This window comes from Brevibacillus dissolubilis, assembly GCF_006170445.1.
Taxonomy (GTDB): Bacteria; Bacillota; Bacilli; order Brevibacillales; family Brevibacillaceae; genus Brevibacillus_B; species Brevibacillus_B dissolubilis.
The window spans coordinates 603,712-620,261 of record NZ_VCNA01000001.1 but is presented as its reverse complement, the minus strand read 5'-3'; the positions used below and the strand labels follow the sequence as shown (position 1 = coordinate 620,261).

Below are 16,550 nucleotides of genomic sequence, written 5' to 3'. Positions count from 1 at the left end.
GGTGAGACAGATGGAAACCACACAAACCACAACCCAGCAAGACAGCCTGCTTGAGCGCCTGTTTGCCCACGGACACTTACTGAAGACCGGTGTAGACGGCGTATACGGACGCGGAGGGGAGATGCACGACATCATCGAGGCGGTCGATAACTATATCACCCGCTTTGGCCGTGACGGCGATACCGAAGTGATGATGTTCCCACCGGTCATGAGCCGTGCAAGTGTCATGAAAAATGGCTACATGTCCTCTTTTCCACATCTGTTAGGCTCGATTCATGCGTTCACAGGCAACCAGCAGGCATATGGAGCGATGATGGAAGATATCAACAGCTGCTGCGAATGGGGCCACCACCTCAGCATGAGCGACGTAGTCCTCACCCCGGCGGCCTGCTACCCGATCTATCCGACGCTGACCGGGAACCTGCCTGAGTTCGGACGCCTGATTGAGGTCGCCTCCTACTGCTTCCGTCACGAGCCATCCCAAGACCCGGCCCGCATGCAATCCTTCCGTATGCACGAATTCGTCCGTGTCGGTGCTCCTGAAGTGGTGCAGGCATGGCGCGAAGGCTGGATCGAGCGTGCCCAGCAGTTCCTGCAAAACCTCGGCTTGACACTGCATGTCACACCAGCCAACGACCCGTTCTTCGGCGCAGGTGGCCGCCTGCTCAAAGCCAATCAAAAGGATCAAGGACTCAAATTCGAGCTGGTCGTACAGATCAACCCGAATGACCAGGATCAGGGGACTGCCGTGATCTCCTGCAACTACCACCAAGATCACTTCACCAGCAAATACGAAATCATGACCCATGACGGTCAACTCGCACACACCTCCTGCATCGGCTTCGGGGTAGAACGCATCGTCCTCGCCCTGCTTGCCACCCATGGCATGAAATCGTCAGAATGGCCTGCCGAAGTGCGGAAGGAGCTATGGCCATGACTCAACCGAAAGTAGAAGTAATGTCCATGGACGCCGCCCAATACGTGCAGCATCCGTTTCACCGCGAGGAGCGCCTCTGGCAGGAATCCAACTGCTACGTGGATCTGTTCATCGAGGTACTGCATCAGTTAGGTCTCGATCCGACCGCCTGCTTCGCCTTCACGATGACCAGTGATTTTGAAGGAGACCAGTGGACTTTTTATAAAAATCAGCACAACGACCTGTTTTCCCTCTATGGAATCGACATCCAAGAGCTGCAAATTTGGCGTCCGCTCATCGATCACGCCATCCAGCAAGTGGAGCTGGGCCGTCTCGTCATGATGGAGGCAGATGCCTACTTCCTGCCGGATACGCTTGGAACCAGCTACCGAAATTATCATGAAAAAACGACGATTGCGGTGCAGTCGATCGACCTTGAGAACCGTAAGCTCGGTTATTTCCACGGCCCCAGCTATTTTGAGCTGGAAGGCGATGACTTCGACGGTCAGTTCCATCTCGGGGCATATGTCAAGGATGCCAATCATCTGCCGCTCTTCGTAGAGATCGCCAAGCTGGATCAGGTGAAGCATCTGGCGCCAAAAGACTTGGCGAAGGAAGCGTACATCCTGCTTGGCCTGCACCTGAAGCGCCGCCCGGCAACCAATCCGTTTGCCCGCTTCCGCGAGGCGTTCAACAAGGATATTGTCTGGGTGAAGGAAGAGGGGCTCTCTGCTTATCACAAGTATTCGTTTGCCACCCTGCGCCAATGTGGCTCATGCTTCGAGCACGCCGCCACGTATCTGCGCTGGCTCAACGAACATCTCCCGCACGCGAACCTGGAGCCTGCCGCTACGGAGTTTGAAGCGATTGCTTCCCAAGCCAAAACCCTGCTGCTCAAAATGGCACGTGTCGTCAACTCCAAGCGGGATGCGGATTTTGATCCGATCTTCTTGACGATGGAGGAGAATTGGGCGAAGGGGATGCGGTTGTTGGATGAGATGATGGCTGCGGAGGCTGTCGGGGTTAAGTAAATAACCATATCCACTCCTATTTATATAGGAAGAAAGACGAATCAAAAGCCCTCCTCTTAGCCAATTGTTGGCTGGGAGAAGGGCTTTTTGCATTTGATTCCGAATCGTTCTTAACGGTTCACTAATATGTCGTACCAATTATCGCTTACAAGGACATCCTGTCTCAGGGTGAGCCAAACCGTAATCAACCATTGGTAATGTGTCCAGTCAAACATCTAACTAAAGCCATCTCTATCCAAAAAGGGTATAATAAACAGGCAGAAGTGGACACTACAAGTAAAAAATATCACAGAACGGCAATGATTCCTCACTGTTTGTCTGATAAAACTGAACAAACCAAACCACCACCAAACCATAAAGCAAAAAGAGGAGTTCCCATGACAAAAGAACAAACCAAAATATCCGCAGGCTGGAACCTAGACAACAGCTATGCACGCCTGCCCCAACTATTCTTTTCCCACCTCAACGCCACTCCAGTGAGCGCACCTGAGCTGGTCATCCTCAATCATCCACTGGCAGCATCCTTAGGGTTGAACGCAGAGGCACTGGAGGGCGAAGGGGGCGTAGAAGTATTCGCCGGCAACCAGATACCCGAAGGCGCAACGCCTCTTGCCCAAGCTTACGCCGGACATCAATTCGGCTATTTTAACAGACTGGGAGACGGCCGCGCTCTGCTGATCAGCGAGCAGATCACTCCCCAAGGCGAGCGTTTTGATATTCAGCTCAAAGGGTCAGGCCGGACACCATACTCCCGTGGTGGTGATGGGCGAGCGGCACTGGGACCGATGCTGCGTGAATACATCATCAGCGAAGCCATGCACGCGCTTGGAATCCCGACCACCCGCAGTCTGGCAGTAGTGACGACTGGGGAGTCCGTCATGCGCGAAACCGACTTGCCTGGTGCCATATTGACCCGTGTGGCGGCAAGCCATATACGAGTTGGAACGTTTCAATACGCAGCCAAATGGGGCACGAAGGAGGAGCTGCAGGCCTTGGCTGACTATACCATCCAACGCCATTATCCAGAAGTGGCAACAAGTGAGAACCGCTATCTTTCCCTGCTGCAGGAAGTGATTAAGCGTCAGGCCAAGCTGATTGCCCAATGGCAGCTGGTCGGCTTTATTCACGGAGTGATGAACACCGACAACATGACTATCAGCGGCGAAACGATTGATTATGGCCCGTGCGCTTTTATGGATGTGTATGACCCGGAGACGGTGTTCAGTTCCATTGACAGAGAAGGCCGTTATGCATATGGCAATCAGCCGATGATCGGTGGATGGAATCTGGCCCGGTTTGCCGAGACGCTCTTGGCGTTGCTGCATGACAATGAGGACGAGGCGCTCAAACTGGCCCAGGATGCGATGAACAGCTATATGGAGCTGTATAACCAGAATTGGCTCACCGGAATGAGAGCAAAACTGGGGATATTTAATGAAGAGACAGAGGATGCCACCCTCGTGCAAGACCTCCTCACGATCATGCATAAGTATCAAGCTGACTATACCAATACATTCCGCGCTTTAACGTTTGATACGATGGAAGAGACGCCTCTGGCCGGAACTTCCGAATTCACCGAGTGGCAGGAGAGGTATCAGGCGAGAATAGGCCGACAGCAGGAATCCAAGGACGCCTCCCACCAATTGATGCGCAACAGCAATCCTGCCGTAATCCCTCGGAACCACAGGGTAGAAGAAGCGCTCGACAGCGCAGGTAGGGGAGACTACACCGTGATGGAGCGGCTTCTCGCAGCTCTTTCCAACCCATTTGCCCACACCCCGGAACAGGTGGAATACACCACATTGCCTGAGCCATCCAGCTGTGCGTACCGGACGTTCTGCGGTACTTGATCTGACAGAGGCATTAGGCCAGTGCATTACATAACAGAAACGGAATTACCTGTTGTCTGCATTCTACAGGCAACAGGTAATTTTATTTCTCCTTCTATTCGAAGATAATCATAAAAAATTTAAAAAAAAGGTTTCGTATAGACAACTAAAGGGAAAGAGACATTATAATATGATAATGTGCAGGGTTCATGCTCCCATTGGACAGGGGAAAGGTCATTGGCTGGTACCCAGACCTACTACCCTTGTATGGAACTGTCAAGCCATGTGAAATCGGCAATTATTTTACAGCAACAGCTTCACTTTGATACAAGATATGAACTCCAACATCCACACTCATTACTTTATCCAAAAATTTCAACTCGACTTTGGCTCTGTTTTTATGCTTGTCAATTTTCTTGATGATCCCTTCAAAGTCTTTCAATGGACCTGAAAGGATGGTCACACGTGAGTTTTCAATGAGAACATCTGAATAATCAATAAGACCTTCTGCATCAATCAGATGAAGCAGGGGACCCATTTCTCTGGAATCGATTTTGGCAAAATAATCAGATTGGTCGAAATCCCCATCTCCTTCAAGCGGATTAACATATTTTGCAGAACCATAATTTAAAAATTTAATCAATGATGGAATCTCTTTTAGCCTATGATACTTTTTATAGTCGATTTTTAATTGTACCAAGACATAACCAGGAAACATTAATTTAAAACTATGATAGGTCACGCCACCTCTTTTTTCAGGGACCTTCCTTTTCGGAACAAGACATCGAATATGAAGATCCGAAAGATTTTTTTGAATATATTCTTTCGTGAATTCTTCTCTCCCGGTTTTTACATACAGCGCATACCATTCCATCCTATCATCCTATCATCCTTTAATTCTATATAATAGACAATTGGTTGAACATACTCATATTTGTCCTTGCCATACATATTTGGGATGTAGATTTATTATATGGTTTGTGCTTCCAAATTTCAAACCTCTTTTAAATTTTCTATCGGTGTTCAGTATGGTTGAAATGTATTATAACTCTGATAAAGTAAGCCTATTCATTTCAATCTCATATAACCGAGCGTTTACATGCCGCCTTGTTAGGGCGGCTTTTTTAATGATTTTCATAGAGAATTTACCAATAAATCCTAGCGATTGTATTGACGTTGCTATGTTCCTTTAGTATATTATTGTTACAATAATAAAACTTAGTTGTTCTGGTAAAGTTTCGGCATATCAGTATGAACTAGGTTGGTTATATAATTTTTGATAATACAGTTACTCTGTTATCTGTAACGTATTTTCATGCCTTTATATAACCATGAATAAATGTTTGTTACTGATTGGGTAGGAGAAATCGATTGATTCTTCTTATCTAATCAGGAACAAACATTTTTTATTTTCAAAGGCTTGATTGACAAAACAGTTTTCAGTGCTAAGGAGATAAATGATATGGGACCTGTCGGAATAGAAGCGTTGAATGTTTTTGGTGGGACAGCATTCATGGATGTGATGCAACTAGCCAAATATCGGAATTTGGACGAGACCCGATTTGAAAATTTGTTGATGAAGGAAAAATCGGTCGCGCTTCCATATGAAGATCCAATCACCTTTGGGGTGAATGCGGCAAAGCCGATCATAGATGCATTATCGGAAGAGGAGAAAAATCGGATTGAGATGGTGATCACCTGTTCGGAATCGGGGATCGATTTTGGGAAATCGATGAGCACCTATATCCATCACTATTTGGGGCTTAGTCGCAACTGCCGCCTGTTTGAACTGAAGCAAGCTTGCTATTCAGGAACAGCCGGTTTTCAGATGGCGGTGAATTTTGTTCTCTCACAAACCTCTCCCGGAGCGAAAGCATTGGTGATCGCAACGGATATTTCCCGTTTTTTGATTGCCAAGGGTGGAGATGTCTTGACAGAGGACTGGTCGTATGCCGAGCCGAGTGGTGGGGCAGGGGCTGTCGCGATTCTGGTCAGTGACAAGCCTTATGTCTATCAAGTAGATGCAGGGGCGAACGGGTACTACGGCTATGAGGTGATGGATACATGCCGTCCGATGCCGGATAGCGAGGCGGGGAATGCGGATGTATCATTACTCTCTTATTTGGATTGCTGTGAGCAGACATTTCTGGATTATCAGCGAAAAGTAGCGGATGTGGATTATCAGCAGACATTTCAATATCTGTGCTTCCATACTCCTTTTGGCGGTATGGTAAAAGGGGCACACCGGAACATGATGCGGAAGATGGTAGGTGCCAAGCCGAACGAGATTCAAGCAGATTTTGAGAAGCGGGTGCTGCCAGGCATCAACTACTGCCAGCGTGTGGGGAATATCATGGGCGGAACCGTGCTGTTATCGCTTGCGAGTACGATTGATCAAGGCGATTTTGCGACTCCCAAACGGATCGGCTGTTTTTCATATGGGTCAGGATGCTGCTCGGAATTCTATAGTGGGGTGGTCACTGCGCAAGGGCAGAAGAGGCTGCGCCGCTTTGAGATCGAAAAGCAGCTGGACGAGCGTTACCAACTGACGATGGATGAGTATGAGGCCTTGTTGACAGAGAGTGCGCTGGTGAAATTCGGCACCCGTAATGCCAAGCTGGACTTGGATTTCATACCGGGGGCGTTGGCAGCTAGCCGAGGCAAGCAAAGACTGGTGTTAAAAGAAATTTCTGAATTCCATCGGGAGTATGGGTGGTTATAATGAACAATCGGACGTTACGGGTACGGTTTCAGGAGAAGATTTGTTATGTTCAGTTTCACCGGCCGGAGGCGAATAATGCCGTCAATGATGAGTTGATCGAAGAATTTCATCAGGTGTTACATGTATGTGAACAAGAATCGGTGACGGTCGTGGTCTTGGAAGGGTCGCCAGAGGTTTTTTGCTGGGGAGCTGACTTCGGAGAGATCCATAAGAAAATGGACGAGGGAAGCAGTACAGGCAGTGACCCGGAATCCTTGTATGATCTGTGGCTGAGGCTGGCGACTGGGCCGTACATCACCATTGCCCATGTCCGTGGAAAAGTGAATGCGGGCGGGGTTGGCTTCGTAGCGGCCTGTGATGTTGTGATTGCGGATGACACCGCCCAGTTTAGTTTGTCAGAATTATTATTTGGATTGTTCCCGGCTTGTGTACTGCCGTTTTTAATACGCCGCATTGGTGTTCAAAAAGCGCATTATTTCACGTTGATGACATGGCCTGTCCATATTCAACAGGCACATGCGTGGGGTCTCGTGGATGCTTACGATACGAAGAGCGAACCATTGCTCCGCAAGCATTTGCGCAGGTTGAAATGCCTGCCTGAATCCGGAATCGCTCAGTATAAGCGTTATATGCATTCGATCAATGATTCGCTGTATCAATCCAAATCAGCCGCATTGTCATCCAATCGAGAGATGTTTATGAATCAACAAAACCTGGAACGGATTTATACATATGTAGAAACAGGATACTTTCCATGGGAGCAGAGGTAAGGGAGGGAGAAACATGGTGAATACCAGTAAGGACAATAATCTCCAAGAGATCATAGCAAAAGTAAACACGCTGTCTGTTGACAAGCAGCAAGCGTTGATTGCACTCCTGAAAAAGCAAGGCATCGACATTACTCCATATGTGACCATACCGAGAAGTACGACGGAGGGTGATGACGAGATCCAGCTCTCGTTTGCGCAGCAGCGGCTTTGGTTTTTGGCGAAGCTGGAGGGGAACAGCGGTTATTACAACATTCCCCGTGCATGGCGACTGAGCGGGAAGCTGGACAAGTCTGCACTGATTCGCGCGTTTGAGGAAATCATTGCACGGCATCATGTACTGAGAACCCGATTTGTTGAGCGCGGGGGAGTTCCGTATCAATGTATCGAGGAGGCAAGGCCGCTTGTCATTCGGGAGGAGGAGGTTGTCTCTGATGAGCATCTGCGCAGGCTGTGTGAAGAGGAGGCTACGGCCCCTTTTGACCTGAATGCGGAGAGATTGATTCGAATCAGACTGCTCAAGGAGTCGGAGAACCAGCATATCATCCTGGTCACGATGCATCACAGTATTTCGGACGGCTGGTCATTGAGTGTCTTCTTTCAGGAAATGGAGAGCTTGTATTCCGCTTTTTGCAAAGGGTTGCCTTCGCCATTGCCGCCGCTTCCGATTCAATATTCCGACTTTTCACGCTGGCAACGTTCTTGGCTGTCCGGGCAGTTAAAGGAGAAACAACTCGGCTACTGGAGAGAACAGCTGAAGAATGTGAATGCCCAGCTGGTTTTACCGACAGATCGCCCGAGACCTGCGGTGAGAACGTACAATGGGGCACACGAGCCGTTTCATTGTCCACAGGAGCTGCTGGCGGATTTGCGTCGGCTGAGTGAGGGGCATGATGCGACTCTTTTTATGACATTGCTGTCCGTGTATATGCTGTTGCTGTGGAATTATACGCAGCAGACTGACTTGACGATCGGGACACCGATCGCGAACCGCAACCGTACGGAGATTGAGAATCTGATCGGCTTTTTCGTCAATACGCTAGTGCTCAGAAGCGACTTGTCCGGCAATCCGACTTTTGCCGAGCTGCTGGCGCAAGTAAAGACAACGGCGCTGGATGCATACAGCCATCAGGATATTCCGTTTGAAGCGGTTGTCGATGCACTGGATTTGGAGCGCAGCATGAGTTATTCTCCGCTGTTCCAGGTGATGTTTGTTTTGCAGGAGTCATTGACGAACGTTAGCAATAAGCTGGGGGATCTGAGTATTTCCCAAGTGGAGTATGATTTTAAAATTTCCAAGTTCGATCTGACTCTGGATCTGCAGGAAACAGGGCAGGGTCTGGAAGGATTTATTGAATATAACAGTGATTTGTTTGACCGCACGACGATTCAGCGATTCTCCCGGCACTATCTGAATCTGCTGAAACGGGTAGTGGAGAACCCAGAGCGCAGGCTGTCTGATTATGAGTACCTGAGTGAGCAGGAACGGCAGCAGATCTTGGTCGAATGGAATCCAGTTGAGAGATTTGACACGGGTCAATGCGTGCATGAGATGTTCGAACAAGCATGTGAAGCGGCACCTGAGCGGGTTGCCGTGACATTTGAAGGAGCAGGGTTGACTTACCGCGAGCTGAATGAGCGGGCCAATCAGGTTGCTCATTTTATCCGTTCTATCGGGGTTCGGCCTGATGATTTGGTGGGGCTGTGTGTAGAGCGCTCACTTGATATGGTTGTGGCTATACTGGGGATCTTGAAGGCGGGGGGAGCTTATGTACCGATCGATCCTGTCTCTCCTGCAGATCGTATCCGCTATATTCTGGAGGATTCCGGGGCGGCACTGCTTTTGACCCAGACAAGTCTGGTTCCACAGTTACCGGTAAGTGAAAAGCGTGTCGTATGCCTTGATGAGCATGATTTCACCTCATACGATACCACCAATATCCCAGTCTCTTCTATTGGGCTGAAGGCAGATCATCTGGCTTACGTGATCTATACATCCGGCTCGACAGGTGCGCCGAAGGGTGTGTTGGTTCAGCATAAAAATGTGACTCGTCTGTTCCAGGCGACCGATGCCGAATTCGGCTTCACGAGCGATGACGTGTGGACGATGTTTCACTCCTTTGCTTTTGACTTTTCCGTATGGGAGATGTGGGGAGCACTGGCTTATGGCGGACGGGTTGTTGTGGTACCGAAGGCCAAAGCACAGTCGCTGGACGAATTCTATACGCTGCTTGTTGAGGAGAAAGTCACAGTGCTCAACCAGACGCCTACGGTCTTCGAACAACTGGTGGCGGTCGATGGCGCAAGAAAAGAGGAACTCTCCCTGCGGTATGTCGTATTCGGCGGTGAAGCGCTGAAGCCGGCGATCCTCAAGCCTTGGTTTGACAGGCATGGTGACGAATCCATCCAATTGATCAACATGTACGGAATCACGGAGACAACGGTGCATGTCACCCATCACCGTTTGCGTAAAAGCATTACCACGACCAATCAGAAGAGCGTCATCGGGAAAAAAATCTCGGACTTGTCCCTGTATGTGCTCAACGACCAGATGTCACTGGTGCCTGTCGGGGTAACCGGGCGCATGTACGTCGGCGGGGCCGGGGTAACGAGAGGCTATCTGAACCGGGCCGATCTGACGGAACAGCGTTTTATTGAGAATCCATTCGGTACCATCGAAGGCGAGCGTATGTATGATACCGGGGATTTGGCGCGCTGGCTGCCTGATGGGAATCTGGAATTTATCGGCAGGGCGGATGCTCAGGTCAAGATCAGGGGGTTCCGAATTGAGCTGGGAGAGATTGAGTCCCGTCTCTTAAAGCACTCCATGGTAGAAGCCTGCTGTGTGATCGCGCGTGAAGACACGCCGGGCAACAAAATGCTGGTGGCGTATCTGGTACTGGCTGGTGAGAGCGACGGGGCTGGAGCAGCTAATCACAATGAGTTGAGCAGCTTTTTGCAGACGATGCTACCGGACTATATGGTACCGAGCGCATATGTCGTCCTCGATCAGTTACCGGTCACATCTAACGGGAAAGTGGACACGAAGGCTCTGCCGAAGCCAAGCATTGACGGCTTTTCATCGAATTCCTATGTGGCTCCGCGTACCGAGACGGAAATCAAGCTGGTACGGATCTGGAGTGAGCTGCTCGGATTTGACGAAGATAAAATCGGGGTTCATGACAACTTTTTCGCATTGGGCGGCCATTCCCTGCTCATCACCAAACTGATCGCACGGCTGCAGGAGCATGGATTCAGCTGCGATGTCCTGACGGTGTTTACGTCGACCTCACTGGAGGCACTGGCTGTTTCACTGGACAGCAAAACCGAGCATAACAGCTTTACGGTGCCGGCGAACCTGATTCCACAAGAGTGCGGCCACATCACACCTGACATGTTAAATCTGATTGAACTGAGTATAGAAGATATCGAGCTGATCGTCTCAATCGTGCAGGGTGGGGCGCGTAATATTCAGGATATTTACCCGTTAGTTCCATCTCAGCAGGGTATTTTGTTCCACCATATGATGGACCCTTCCAATGATCCGTATGTCATACCGCTGTTGCTCCGTACACATTCCAAGGAACGTTTGGATCAATTCATCAGTGCCTTGCAGACGGTGATCGACCGTCATGACGCTTTGCGCACAGGAGTGATAGCAGATGGTTTGTCCACGGCAGTACAGGTGGTGTTAAGGCATGCTGTGTTGCCAGTCGAGACGATCACGCTTGACCCGGCGATGGATGCCGAACAGCAGATGCGCGGCAAGCTGTTTGAGCCACAGTTGATGGATATTGCACATGCTCCACTGGTGCGCCTGAAGGTAGCGCAAGCGCCGGGGACGGATGTATGGTATGTCCTGCTGTATGTGCATCACCTGATCGAGGACGCGACCACCCTGAAGCTGATGTTTCATGAAATCATGGCGATGTTCACATCCGATCGTCCACAGCTGGCTGCGCCTGAGCCATACCGGAATTTTGTGGCGCATACCCAGCATCAGCTCAGAACCTATGACGCGGAAGCATTTTTCCGGGAGAAGCTGGGGGATGTCACCGAATCCACCTCTCCATTCGGTCTGTATGATGTACGCGGGGATGGCAGTGATATCAACGATCTGAGGCGTTCCCTTCCGCAGCCGCTTGCCGATGAGATCCGTGCAAGGGCCAAGGAGCTGCATATCAGTCCGGCAAGTATTTTCCATGCGGCATGGGCGTTGGTCGTGGCGATCTGCAGCGGACGCAGAGACGTGGTGTTCGGTACGGTATTCTCCGGACGTCTGCAAGGTGTCTCAGGTGTCGAACGAATGGTAGGGAACTTTATTAACACATTGCCGATCCGGATTTCGCTGGATGGAAAAAGTGTCGCCCAGGCGGTACATGATGCAGATGCAGAGCTGAAAGAGCTGATCCGCTATGAACAGACCTCGCTGATCCTGGCCCAGAGCTGCAGTGGTGTAAGTAACGAGGCTCCATTGTTTACAGCGATGCTGAATTTCCGCCACTTTGAAGAGAATCCACCTGCTGATGATGGTGGCGCTATTGATGATTTTGGGGTAGAATGGCTTGGTGCACTTGATCGGACGAATTATCCCGTGGGTCTTTCTATCGATGATTTGGGCAATGACTTCTCGTTGAATGTTCAGGTCGACCGCTCGCTCTCTACCGAAGCGGTATTGTCCTACATGGAGACCGCGCTGCAGGGGATTGTCACCGCGCTTTCTGACAGTCAGATGGCGGACTTGCCTGTTCTGGATATCAATATCATTTCAGCGGATGAACGTAACACCCAGCTGATCGAGTGGAATCAGACGGACAAGCCGTATCCGTCAGAGTCCTGCCTGCATGAGCTGTTCGAGCAGCATGCTCACGCCACACCGGACAACATTGCACTGGTATTCGGGGATGAGCAGGTCACCTATGCTCAGTTGAATGCACGGGCCAATCAGGTGGCGGATTACTTACGCGAAAAGGGTGTCGTGCCAGATACGCTGGTGGGGTTATGTCTCAACAGATCCGTAGAGATGGTGGTCGCTATCTTGGGGATTCTCAAGGCCGGTGGGGCATATGTACCGATCGACCCGGATTATCCGACGGAACGGATTACACATATTCTCCATGACTCAGGCATTCAATTGCTGATGACAACGGAGCAATTGGCAGAACATTTGCCCGTATCCAATCAAGTCATCATTGATATGAGTGCAGCAGGCGCAGAAGCTCTGTTTGCCGGTCGTCCTACGACTGATGTGGCGGCTGCGACTACTGGTCTTAGACCGAATCACCTCGCCTACGTGATCTACACATCCGGCTCAACTGGTAAGCCAAAAGGGGTGCTGGTAGAGCAACGCGGCGTTGTCCGACTGGTACGCAACCCTGATTATTTCCCGGCTGACCAGACTACCGTGGTGCTTCAGCATATGTCGATTTCATTTGACGTGGGCAGCCAGGAAGTGCTCATCCCGCTGTTAAATGGAGGACGGCTTGTCCTTTTCCAAGGCGATTCCAAAGATGTCAACCAGATCGTCACGTGCATCCATGATACAGGCGTTACGATGCTTTCGCTGTCGGCGGCGTTCCTCCCGGCATTCGCTGAAGCAATCAAGAGACAGCCGGTTGGATTAACATACCTCGGGGTAGGGGGCGAAGCCTTCTCTGCCCGTGACGTGAGGGCCATCTATGATTGTCTGGAGAATATAACGATCGTCAATGCGTACGGACCAACGGAAAACTCCATTGCCTCTACCTGCTACGTAATCCCGAGGGAGATCGGTGCTGACAGCATCATACCGATTGGACAGCCGATTGCCCAGACACAGGCTTATATCGTAGATGAGAATATGCGTCTTGTACCGATTGGCGTTACAGGAGAGCTGTGTGTCGGTGGTGACGGGGTGGCCCGAGGATACCTGAATCAGCCAGAGCTGACGCGCGAACGGTTTGTTGAGAATCCATTCAGTGACAAGCCGGGGGCACGACTGTACCGCACAGGGGATTTGGCAAAATGGCGCCCGGATGGACAGATCGAGTTCAGAGGACGTATCGATAATCAGGTGAAGGTGCGCGGTTATCGAATTGAGCTGGGTGAGATCGAGAACGCTCTGAGCGCTCACGCTGATGTGACCAATGCCATCGTCTCCACGTACTCCGCAGGGGAGGGCGACAACCGACTGGTGGCGTACGTCTCTCCAACTGCCGGATGTCTGGATGAGATGTCACGTGCTCATAATGAAGAAAACCTGAAGCGCTGGACGATGGTCTTCGATGACCAATATGAAGAGGCCGAACTGGCCTCAGAGGGCGCAGATGCAGAGACCAATTATATCGGCTGGAACAGCAGCTATACAGGCGAGCCGATTCCACAGGAGCAGATGCAGGAATGGGTATCTGGTACCGTGGAGCGGATCAAGTCGCTTGCACCTGGCAGGTTGCTTGAGATCGGTTGCGGCACAGGGCTATTATTGTACCGCTATGCTCCGGTGTGTGATTTTGTTCAAGCCGTGGATATCTCTGCATCAGCACTTGCCGGGATTCAAAAGCAGCTTGACCGCAAGTCGTGGAACCATGTCAGGCTGACCCAGAGCGATGCGTTGCATGTGGATCAGTTTGCCGAAGGACGTTTTGACACGGTCGTGGTCAACTCGGTCATTCAATATTTCCCGAACCGACTCTATCTGGAGCAGATGCTCTCCAATCTCATGCCATGCGTGGTGCCAGGCGGGAGCATTTTTATCGGGGATGTAAGAAACCTCGACCTGTTCGACGCGCATCTGTGTGCGATTGAGCGCAACCAGATGAATACACCGACCAAGTATGAGGTGCTGGCAAGCCGTATTCACAAGCGCGCCCAACAAGAGACGGAGTTGCTCGTCAGCCCTTCTTTCTTCACGTCTCTGACGGAACAATTCCCTGAGATCGAGCGTGTCGACATTCTGGTGAAAAAAGGTATTGGCGATAATGAGATGCTTTGCTACCGATACGATGTCGTTCTGACCACCCGTGGGGAAGCGGGAACTGGTGCGTACGAGAGTTCCCCGATGGAGTGGTACGAGTTCAAAAGCATTGGAAACACGTACAATTTGATCGAATCCAACGCCCATGCTACATTTGGTATCTATGGGTTTGTCAATGGACGCGTACAGGATGATGTATCAATCACCCACGACGTATTCCGCAAAGGTGCAGCAGGCGTCGTCAACCCTGTCAGCAGAGAGCAGCGCTTGCCGCAGAGCTCCTTCTATCAGATCGAACGGCTTGCAGATCTAATCCGGTTTGCAGAGAGTCATGGCTATCGCTGTGAATCCACTTGGTCGCAGGATGACCCGGATCGCTTGGATATTCTTTTTGCAAAAGGTGATATGCCGCCGGTTCAGGCGCGAAGCCCGTATGTCTCCACAAGACTGACCAACTATCCGCAGATCTCCATGTTGGGACAGTCCCTGTCGAAGGTGCTCAAAGAATCCTTGAACGGCACGTTGCCTGATTACATGGTGCCTGGCATTTATGTGGTGCTGGAGACCCTGCCACTGACGCCGAACGGCAAGGTGGACAAGACAGCGCTGCCGAAGCCTGATGATTCGAACTATGTCAAGGCAGCCTATGTCGGTCCGCGCAATGATGTCGAGCAGGTGATCTGTGAGCTGTTCCAAGAGCTGTTGGAAGTAGAGCGGGTGGGAGTTTACGACAGCTTCTTCGATCTGGGAGGTCACTCGCTGATTGCTGTACGACTGGTCAACCGTGTGAAGCAGGTACTGGGAAAAGAGCTTCCGTTGAAGGCGATTTTTGATGATCCGACAGTCGAAGCCCTTGCCGAGGTGGTGCTGTTGCAATCGGCTTCCGGCGATAGCCTGCCATTGGTGGCGGTCCCGCGTACAGCAGAGGGTGTGCCGCTTTCTCTGGAGCAGGGTGAGCTGTGGTTCCTGCGCTCCGAAGATGATTATGTGCCGAGCCACGAAAATGTCCTCTCTACGTATCATGTGACAGGTGAGGTCAATCTGGAGGCGCTTCTGCGAAGTGTCAATCAACTCGTCGCACGACATGAGATGCTGCGTACCAGCTTCATCGATGTGGCGGGAGAGGTCAGACAGATGGTACATCCACCGTCTGTGTTCACAATCCAGCTCAGCAAGATTGAAACCGAAGCCCAGTTCGTCGAATTGTGCCAAGAGGAGAAGAAACGTCCGTTTAACCGAAATGACCGTCATCTGTTCCGGTTCCACTGGGTGGAACTCCGCAACGATGAACACTATATGATGATTTCCCGTCCGTGGGGGCTGTTTGACGGCTGGTCGACCGGTGTGCTGCTGGGAGAACTCAAGGCGCTTTATGAGGACTTCTGCCAACCTGTTCAGACCGAATTCCCGATGCCTGCGATCCAATACAGCGATTTTGCCGTCTGGCAGCGAAAAGCCATCGACCAAGAGCGGCTTGATGCGCAGGCCGATTACTGGCAGAAGACACTTGCTGATTGCAGCGGGGGATTACAGCTTCTCACCGACTTTGCCCGTACGGAAAACCCTAACGCAAAAGGGGCAAGTCTTGAATTAACCTTGCCATCTGCGCTGGTGAACGAGTTACACCAATTCTGCCAGCAGAACGGCGTGACACTGTATATGGTGCTCTTGTCTGCGTACTCAGCGCTCCTGAGCGGCTATACCGAGCAGACAGATATCTGTGTAGGTTCACCTGTGTCTAACCGTTCGCGTGTCGAGCTGGATGGTGTCATCGGTTATTTTGCCAACCTGGTCGTGATGCGGATCGGTATCACCAGAGGGATGCGGTACAGTGACCTGATGATCAAGACCAGACAAGTCGCCACAGAGGCATACGCGAATAAGGATGTGCCGTTCACCAGAGTGGCGGAGACGCTGCGTTCTGCTTCTGATGCGGCAGGACATTCGCGATTGTTTGACGTCATGTTCAACCTGATCCGAATTCCTGATCTGGAGCCAGAGCAAGACTCGACTGGATTGTCATTAGTTCCTGTAGAGATGAGCAAAGGGGTTGCCAAATTCGACCTGAATCTGGTGCTTCATGAGACCTCATCACACGTACAGGGCTATCTCGAATACAATGCTGACCTTTTCAAACATGCGACCATGGAAGTCATGATGGATCAATATCTCGGTATTCTCAAGGCGGTCGTGCAACAGCCGGATGTGAGTGTGTCACAGCTCGTGTCAGACATCAAATCCAGTGCCAGAAGCCAAAAGCCGGTATTGGTTCAGTAAGGACGCGCAACAGGCGCATGTCACAATGGATGAACATGATATATTTTGGAGTCTGA

General features: G+C 50.8%; 7 protein-coding genes. 6 read left to right on the top strand and 1 reads right to left on the bottom strand.

The features are described 5' to 3' along the window. The first annotated feature begins 10 nt into the window (after positions 1-10). From FGI41_RS01605 to FGI41_RS01595, 3 genes are all read left to right on the top strand, one after another. Complete coding sequence (locus tag FGI41_RS01605; protein ID WP_139488142.1) at positions 11-937, top strand: amino acid--[acyl-carrier-protein] ligase; 927 nt, start codon at positions 11-13, stop codon at positions 935-937. After that, positions 934-1,947, top strand: coding sequence for a DUF1839 family protein (locus tag FGI41_RS01600; protein ID WP_176560070.1), 1,014 nt, complete (start codon positions 934-936; stop codon positions 1,945-1,947). The genes FGI41_RS01605 and FGI41_RS01600 overlap by 4 nt, the downstream gene beginning before the upstream one ends. A 377-nt stretch (positions 1,948-2,324) precedes the next feature. Continuing rightward, a complete protein-coding gene (locus tag FGI41_RS01595) occupies positions 2,325-3,797 on the top strand; it encodes a protein adenylyltransferase SelO (RefSeq protein WP_139488140.1) in 1,473 nt (490 codons plus the stop codon). 277 nt (positions 3,798-4,074) lie between these two features. Here FGI41_RS01595 and loaP read toward each other — a convergent pair whose 3' ends face one another. Next, entirely contained in the window at positions 4,075-4,650 is a 576-nt protein-coding gene (gene loaP / locus FGI41_RS01590; protein WP_139488139.1) for an antiterminator LoaP, read from the bottom strand. Between the two features lie 588 nt (positions 4,651-5,238). Here loaP and FGI41_RS01585 point away from each other — a divergent pair. The 3 genes from FGI41_RS01585 to FGI41_RS01575 are packed head-to-tail and all read left to right on the top strand — an operon-like array spanning position 5,239 to position 16,494. Next, positions 5,239-6,498 (top strand): hydroxymethylglutaryl-CoA synthase family protein, encoded by a 1,260-nt coding sequence (locus FGI41_RS01585; RefSeq protein ID WP_139488138.1) that lies wholly within the window; start codon positions 5,239-5,241, stop codon positions 6,496-6,498. Continuing rightward, positions 6,498-7,268, top strand: coding sequence for an enoyl-CoA hydratase/isomerase (locus FGI41_RS01580; protein ID WP_139488137.1), 771 nt, complete (start codon positions 6,498-6,500; stop codon positions 7,266-7,268). Before FGI41_RS01585 ends, FGI41_RS01580 begins: the two co-directional genes overlap by 1 nt. Before the next feature lie 13 nt (positions 7,269-7,281). Beyond that, positions 7,282-16,494, top strand: a complete 9,213-nt coding sequence (locus FGI41_RS01575; RefSeq protein ID WP_139488136.1) for a non-ribosomal peptide synthetase — start codon at positions 7,282-7,284, stop codon at positions 16,492-16,494. Positions 16,495-16,550: the final 56 nt, after the last annotated feature.